Below are 5828 nucleotides of genomic sequence, written 5' to 3'. Positions count from 1 at the left end.
GCGGAACACCGCCCCCGGCATCGCGGCCACGAGCTCGCGCCCCCACGGACCGTCCTCGACGGTCACCTCGGCGCCCTGCCCCTCGAGCTGCTCGCGCATGGCGGCCACCATGGTCCGCCACTGCCCGGCGGACTTCGGCGCGGCGAAGGCGCGCGGGATGACCCGCGACACGGTGGTGACCACGTGGAACTCCGGCTGGCCGTTGGGATCCAGCGCGACGTTCAGATCGCGTCCCTTGGGGACGCCGATCACCAGGGAACCGAGGTCGAGGTGTCCGTACCCGAGGTCGGTGTAGTACCGGGCCACGTCCCCGACCGACGGGCGGTCATGCGGACCGGTCGTGGACGGTGCGGAGTCCGCGGGTTCCCCGGGGGTGGCGGCGTCGCGGTCCCCGGTCACCGACTTCTTGCGTCCGAACATGGTCGAATCCTCTCCGCGTGCGACCCGGTCCCGGTCGGGACCGTGCCTCTTGACGCTACCCAACGTGGTGTGCTGCCGGTCAGGTCAGGCGGTGGTGACCTCCGGTCGAGCCGTGGCCCCGCTCTCCCCGGTCGGTCTGGTCGAGCTCGTCGACCTCCTGCACGTCCCAGAGTTCGACTCTCTGGATGATCAACTGTGCGATCCGGTCACCTCGTCCGATGTGCACCGGTTCGGACGGGTCGAGGTTGACGAGGTTGACCTTGATCTCGCCGCGATACCCGGCATCGATGGTGCCCGGGGCGTTGACGATCGACAGTCCCGCCCGTGCGGCGAGACCGGATCTGGGGTGGACGAGCCCGGCGTACCCCTCCGGGATGGCGACGGCCACCCCTGTGCCCACCAGCGCACGATGCCCGGGTTCGAGTGCGCAGTTCTCGGCCGAGAACAGATCGATGCCCGCGTCGGAGGGGTGGGCGCGGGACGGCACCGGAAGACCGGGGTCCAACCTCCGTAGCCGCAGCGGTCCGCGTGATCCGGACGAGTGGTCGGGGTGGTTCATGGCTGGCCGCCCTCCTGCCGGGTGGAGCCCGGGTGATGGATAGTCTTGATGTCGTGACCGAAGAAGATCTCCGACCGTCGCCCGACCGGGTCCCGCGCCCTGTTCACTCGGAACGACTCCGGGTACCGGGATGGTGGTGGGTGCTTCTCGCCGCCATCACCGTCCTCGTGGCCGCCGTGGCCTCGGTACTCGGCGCGCCGTGGTGGCTGTGGCTGCTCACCGTGGTCGTGCCCGCCCTGTTCGCGTGGCTCTTCGTCACCGTCGGTCGCGAGCGTATCGAGGTCGAGTCCGACGGTCAGGGCGGAGGGACCCTGTACGCGGGCCGCGCGCGTCTGCCCTTCGAGGCGATCTCGCGCAGCGCCGTCGTGCCCGCGACCGCCAAGCAGGCCGCGATGGGGCGCCAACTCGATCCGGAGGCGTTCGTCGTCCACCGCGGTTATGTCCCCACCATGGTGATCGTCGTCCTGGACGACCCGCTGGACCCCACGCCCTACTGGCTGATCAGCACCCGTGACCCGGAAAGACTCGCGGCGGCCCTCCCGGACAACCACTACAGCTGAGCGATCAGCCCGCGCAGTCCACGCAGATCGGCAGTCCGTCCCTCTCCTCGGCGAACCGGCTCCGGTGATGGACGAGGAAGCAGTCTCCGCAGGTGAACTCATTGTCCTGCTCGGGAACCACACGGACCGTGAGTTCCTCTCCGGAGAGATCCGCCCCCGGGAGTTCGTAGGACTCGGCGGTATCCGTCTCGTCCACGTCGACCTCGCCGGTAGCCCCCTCCGCCCTCCGGGCCTTGAGTTCCTCCAGCGAATCACCGGCCAGCTCGTCAGCTTCGGTCCGGCGGGGTGCGTCGTAGTCGGTTGCCATGTGTCTCTTCTCTAGCGGTCAGGTGGCGAGGGGCGGTCGGTTCGATCGTGGACCGACCGGCGCACGCATATTAACGGAAACTAGCAGGGATTTCATCCGCGCTTCCGGACCGTGTCCCCACCGGGACGCCGATTCCCCGACGATTACAGTGGTGAGGCGGACCCGGACAGGGCTCCCGCACCGTGACACCTGCAGGAAGGACCCTCATGGTCGTCCACCTCAGCGCCCAGGCGACACCCAGTCCGACCCCCACTCGGGGGATGGGACGACTACGCAGCCCCTACGTGCTGTTCGTGGTGGCCACGCTGGTCCTCGGGGGTCTGGTGTGGGCTTCCGCGCTCATGGGCAGCGATGCGGCGACCCAGGCCGCCGCCTGCCCCGTGACGCCCGCGGCGGAGGAGGCCGGACTGCGGGATCAGCCCGCCGGCGCACTCGACTCGGTCGAGCCGGCCCTGTTGGCGGACACGCGGGTCCGGGTGCTCAACGCCAACGGCCAGAGCGGTCAGGCGGGTGCGGTCGCCGCCCAACTCGCCGAACGCGGATTCCAGCCGGCGGGAGCCGACGCCACCGGCAACGACCCGATCTACGCCCAGGACCTCGAGTGCCACGGGCAGATCCGCTACGGCGAGGCCGGGGAGGCGAGCGCGAGGTCACTGTCCCTCGCCGCGCCGTGCATGCAGCTGGTGTCCGACGGGCGGGCGGACGAGTCCGTCGACCTGGTGCTGGGGACGATCTTCTCGCGACTGTCGGACTCGGCGGAGAGCGTGGGGGCGCTCGACGAGCTCAAGGTGGGACGTCAACCGATCTCCGCCGAGCTGGACGCGGCGCGAGCCGTCAACTGCTGACCGCGCCCCCGAGCGCCTCGATCGCGGACAGGAACTCCCCCGCCACACCGGGTGCGGCGGCGGCAGTGGGGACCTCGTCGTCGTGGGAGACCCTCACCACCGCGCCGGCCTCGGCGGCGATCAGGGCCCCGGCCGCGTGATCCCACGGCTTGAGGCAGCGCTCGTAGTAGGCGTCGATCCGGCCGGTGGCCACCATGCACAGGTCCAGGGCCGCGGACCCGCACCGTCTGATGTCACGGATCCGCGGGAGGAGCTCCGCGACCACCCGCCCCTGTTCCGCGCGGACGTCGGAGTCGTAGGAGAACCCGGTTCCCACGAGCGCCATCGACAGGTCGTCACACGCCGACGCCGTCAGTTCGGTGAGCGTGCCCGTGGCGGACCGGAGGCTCGACCCGCGGCCGAGCCCCGCGGTCCAGGTCTCGCCGGTGACGATGTTGTGCACCGCACCCGCGAGGACCACCCCGTCGACCTCCGCCGCCACCGAGACGGCGGTGAAGGGGATCCCGTAGAGGAGGTTGACGGTTCCGTCGACCGGATCCACCACCCACCGCACGACCCCCCGTCCCGGGGCGGTCGCCTCCTCGCCACCCTCCTCCCCCAGGACGCGGTCGCCGGGCCGGGCGGAGACCACCTGCGAACGGAGGTGCTCCTCCACGGTGGTGTCGATGACGGTCACCGGGTCGGTCGCAGAGCTCTTGGCACGCGCGTCGAGCCCGGTGGAGCCGAACTGCTCCACCATCCGCCGGGCCACGTCACCGCCCGAGACCGCGAGCCGACCCGCGAACCGCCTCAATTCGTCGACGGTGTCCGCGTGGGTTGATCGCGCGACCCCTCCGTCCGTCTCCTCCGACATGTCGGCTCCCCTCGTCGTCGTCCCCGATTGGACCGGCCCACGGTGGTACCGGACAGATACGCTGACGAACGGGCGCTCGTCGCCCCCATCGTGCCCCGTCGGTCCGGTGGACTCCAACCGCAGCCGTGACCCTCACGGCCCGTCACCCGGGAGCCCGAGATGCCCACCCCCACACCTGCCGAGAGCACCCAGGCGCCGGCCTCCTCCACCGGCCTGGGGGTGGACGTCGGCGGCACAGGGATCAAGGCGGGGCTGGTCGACCTCGGCACCGGGGAACTCCTCGGCCCCCGGTCGACACGTCCCACCCCGCAGCCGGCGACCCCGGACGCGGTCGCCGGGGTCATCCGCGCGATGGTCGACGAACTCGGATGGGACGGCCCGGTGGGGGTGGCTCTCCCCAGCGTCATCCACGACGGCGTCGCGAGGATCGCCCACAACATCGACGGCTCCTGGGTCGGCTGCGACGTGGTCGCCCTGTTCGACAGGCACCTCCCCGGACGCTCGGTGGTCATGCTCAACGACGCCGACGCGGCGGGTGTCACCGAGGTGCACTACGGCGCCGGTGAGGGGGTGGACGGCCTGGTGGTCCTGCTGACCTTCGGCACGGGGATCGGATCGGCACTGCTGCTGGACGGCCATCTCGTCCCCAACACGGAGTTCGGACACCTCATGGTGGAGGACATCGCCGGCCGGGGTTTCGACGAGGCCGAGCACCTGGCCTCCGCATCGGTACGTGCACGGGACGGACTGACCTACGAGGAATGGGCGCCCCACGTGTCCAACGTCCTGCGATGCCTCGAGGACCTGCTCTGGCCCCGCGCATTCGTCCTGGGGGGCGGGATCAGCGAGGCCGCCGAGGAGTGGTTCCCGCTCCTGGAGAACCGCACCCCGGTTCGTGCGGCCATCAGACGTGGCGATGCCGGGATCATCGGGGCGGCGCTGTACTCGGCGGCGCACGACGGCCTGGTCGATCTGGGGTCGACACTGTCCCCGGGCAGCTACTGACCCCTCGTCAACAGCGCCTGATGCGACCTCCGGGCTGGTTCCTCGTTACAATGGCGCAGGCCGGGATCACCTACCGGCCGGGGACGGGCCCGGTACCGCAAGGCGGACGGCTCGAGTGTCGGCATACGATGCGGCATCGATCCCCGTTTCCCATCGATTCACCGGTTGTGAAGGGGCGTTTGTGGCAGCCACGAAGACCACCAGTTCGGATTCCGCGATGAGCGGCGATCCGTCGGACACCGAGGTCACGGGCGAGGCCCCCGCCAAGAAGACCGCGGCGAGCAGGACACCAGCGAAGAAGGCCGCGCCCGCCAAGAAGACGGCGGCCAAGAAGTCGGCCCCGGCCAAGAAGACCGCGGCCAAGAAGACCGCCGCCGCGGGCGATCCCGCGCTCACGGACACCGCTCCGATCGACGACGCACCGGTCGAGGCACTCGAGGTCGAGCCGGACACCGCCGAACTCGAGGACGTCGAGGTCGATGTCGTCGACGTCGATGACGCGGAGGCCGACGAGGAGACCAAGGAGGGTCCGACCGCCAAGGACAAGGCGTCGGGTGACTTCGTCTGGGACGAGGACGAGTCCGAGGCCCTGCGGCAGGCCCGCAAGGACGCCGAGCTCACCGCCTCGGCCGACTCGGTCCGCGCGTACCTCAAGCAGATCGGCAAGGTCGCCCTTCTCAACGCCGAGGAGGAGGTCGAGCTGGCCAAGCGTATCGAGGCCGGCCTCTACGCCACCTGGTTCATGGCCCAAGTCGTCGAGCGTGGCGAGAAGCTCACCACCGCCCAGCGCCGCGACTACAAGTGGATCGAGCGGGACGGCGTTCGCGCCAAGAACCACCTGCTCGAGGCGAACCTCCGGTTGGTCGTGTCCCTGGCCAAGCGCTACACGGGCCGGGGGATGGCGTTCCTGGACCTCATCCAGGAGGGCAACCTGGGTCTGATCCGCGCCGTCGAGAAGTTCGACTACACCAAGGGCTACAAGTTCTCGACCTACGCGACCTGGTGGATCCGCCAGGCCATCACCCGCGCCATGGCCGACCAGGCCCGCACCATCCGCATCCCGGTGCACATGGTCGAGGTCATCAACAAGCTCGGGCGCATCCAGCGCGAGTTGCTCCAGGACCTGGGCCGCGAGCCCACCCCGGAGGAGCTGGCCAAGGAGATGGACATCACCCCGGAGAAGGTGCTGGAGATCCAGCAGTACGCCCGGGAGCCCATCTCGCTCGACCAGACCATCGGTGACGAGGGCGACTCGCAGCTCGGCGACTTCATCGAGGAC

Annotated in this window: 8 protein-coding genes; 4 read left to right on the top strand and 4 right to left on the bottom strand. The window is 70.1% G+C overall.

Going from position 1 to position 5828, the window contains the following annotated elements; translation table 11 throughout:
- Together G6021_RS15530 and dut are read right to left on the bottom strand one after the other, a co-directional pair.
- Positions 1 to 420: DUF3710 domain-containing protein (locus G6021_RS15530; protein WP_182641677.1), on the bottom strand; the 420-nt coding region annotated here is incomplete at its 3' end.
- A 79-nt stretch (positions 421 to 499) separates the two neighbouring features.
- On the bottom strand, positions 500 to 979 hold the full coding sequence (gene dut, locus G6021_RS15525) for a dUTP diphosphatase (RefSeq protein WP_179525220.1): 480 nt from the start codon (positions 977 to 979) through the stop codon (positions 500 to 502).
- A 53-nt stretch (positions 980 to 1032) separates the two neighbouring features.
- Here dut and G6021_RS15520 point away from each other — a divergent pair, with 53 nt between their 5' ends.
- Positions 1033 to 1539 carry a DUF3093 domain-containing protein gene (locus tag G6021_RS15520; RefSeq protein WP_182609825.1) on the top strand — a complete coding sequence of 169 codons (507 nt, stop codon included), beginning with the start codon at positions 1033 to 1035 and terminating at the stop codon, positions 1537 to 1539.
- Between the two features lie 4 nt (positions 1540 to 1543).
- On the opposite strand, the gene G6021_RS15515 is transcribed toward G6021_RS15520, so the two are convergent.
- On the bottom strand, positions 1544 to 1846 hold the full coding sequence (locus G6021_RS15515; RefSeq protein WP_179525218.1) for a DUF4193 domain-containing protein: 303 nt from the start codon (positions 1844 to 1846) through the stop codon (positions 1544 to 1546).
- 260 nt (positions 1847 to 2106) lie between these two features.
- Between G6021_RS15515 and cei the strand changes: the two genes are divergently transcribed.
- Complete coding sequence (cei, locus tag G6021_RS15510) at positions 2107 to 2691, top strand: envelope integrity protein Cei (RefSeq protein ID WP_241731472.1); 585 nt, start codon at positions 2107 to 2109, stop codon at positions 2689 to 2691.
- Here cei and G6021_RS15505 read toward each other — a convergent pair.
- Complete coding sequence (locus tag G6021_RS15505) at positions 2681 to 3544, bottom strand: inositol monophosphatase family protein (protein WP_179525216.1); 864 nt, start codon at positions 3542 to 3544, stop codon at positions 2681 to 2683. The genes cei and G6021_RS15505 overlap by 11 nt on opposite strands.
- 159 nt (positions 3545 to 3703) lie before the next feature.
- On the opposite strand from G6021_RS15505, the gene ppgK reads away from it, so the two are divergent.
- On the top strand, positions 3704 to 4549 hold the full coding sequence (gene ppgK / locus G6021_RS15500; protein WP_182609823.1) for a polyphosphate--glucose phosphotransferase: 846 nt from the start codon (positions 3704 to 3706) through the stop codon (positions 4547 to 4549).
- 217 nt (positions 4550 to 4766) lie between these two features.
- Positions 4767 to 5828, top strand: a 1062-nt coding sequence (locus G6021_RS15495) for an RNA polymerase sigma factor (RefSeq protein WP_182641678.1), incomplete at its 3' end; no start/stop codon positions are given.

This window comes from Dietzia sp. CW19 (assembly GCF_014145265.1).
Classification (GTDB): domain Bacteria; phylum Actinomycetota; class Actinomycetes; order Mycobacteriales; family Mycobacteriaceae; genus Dietzia; species Dietzia natronolimnaea.
Note: the sequence above shows the minus strand (reverse complement) of the source record. Positions and strands in the feature narration are given on the sequence as shown.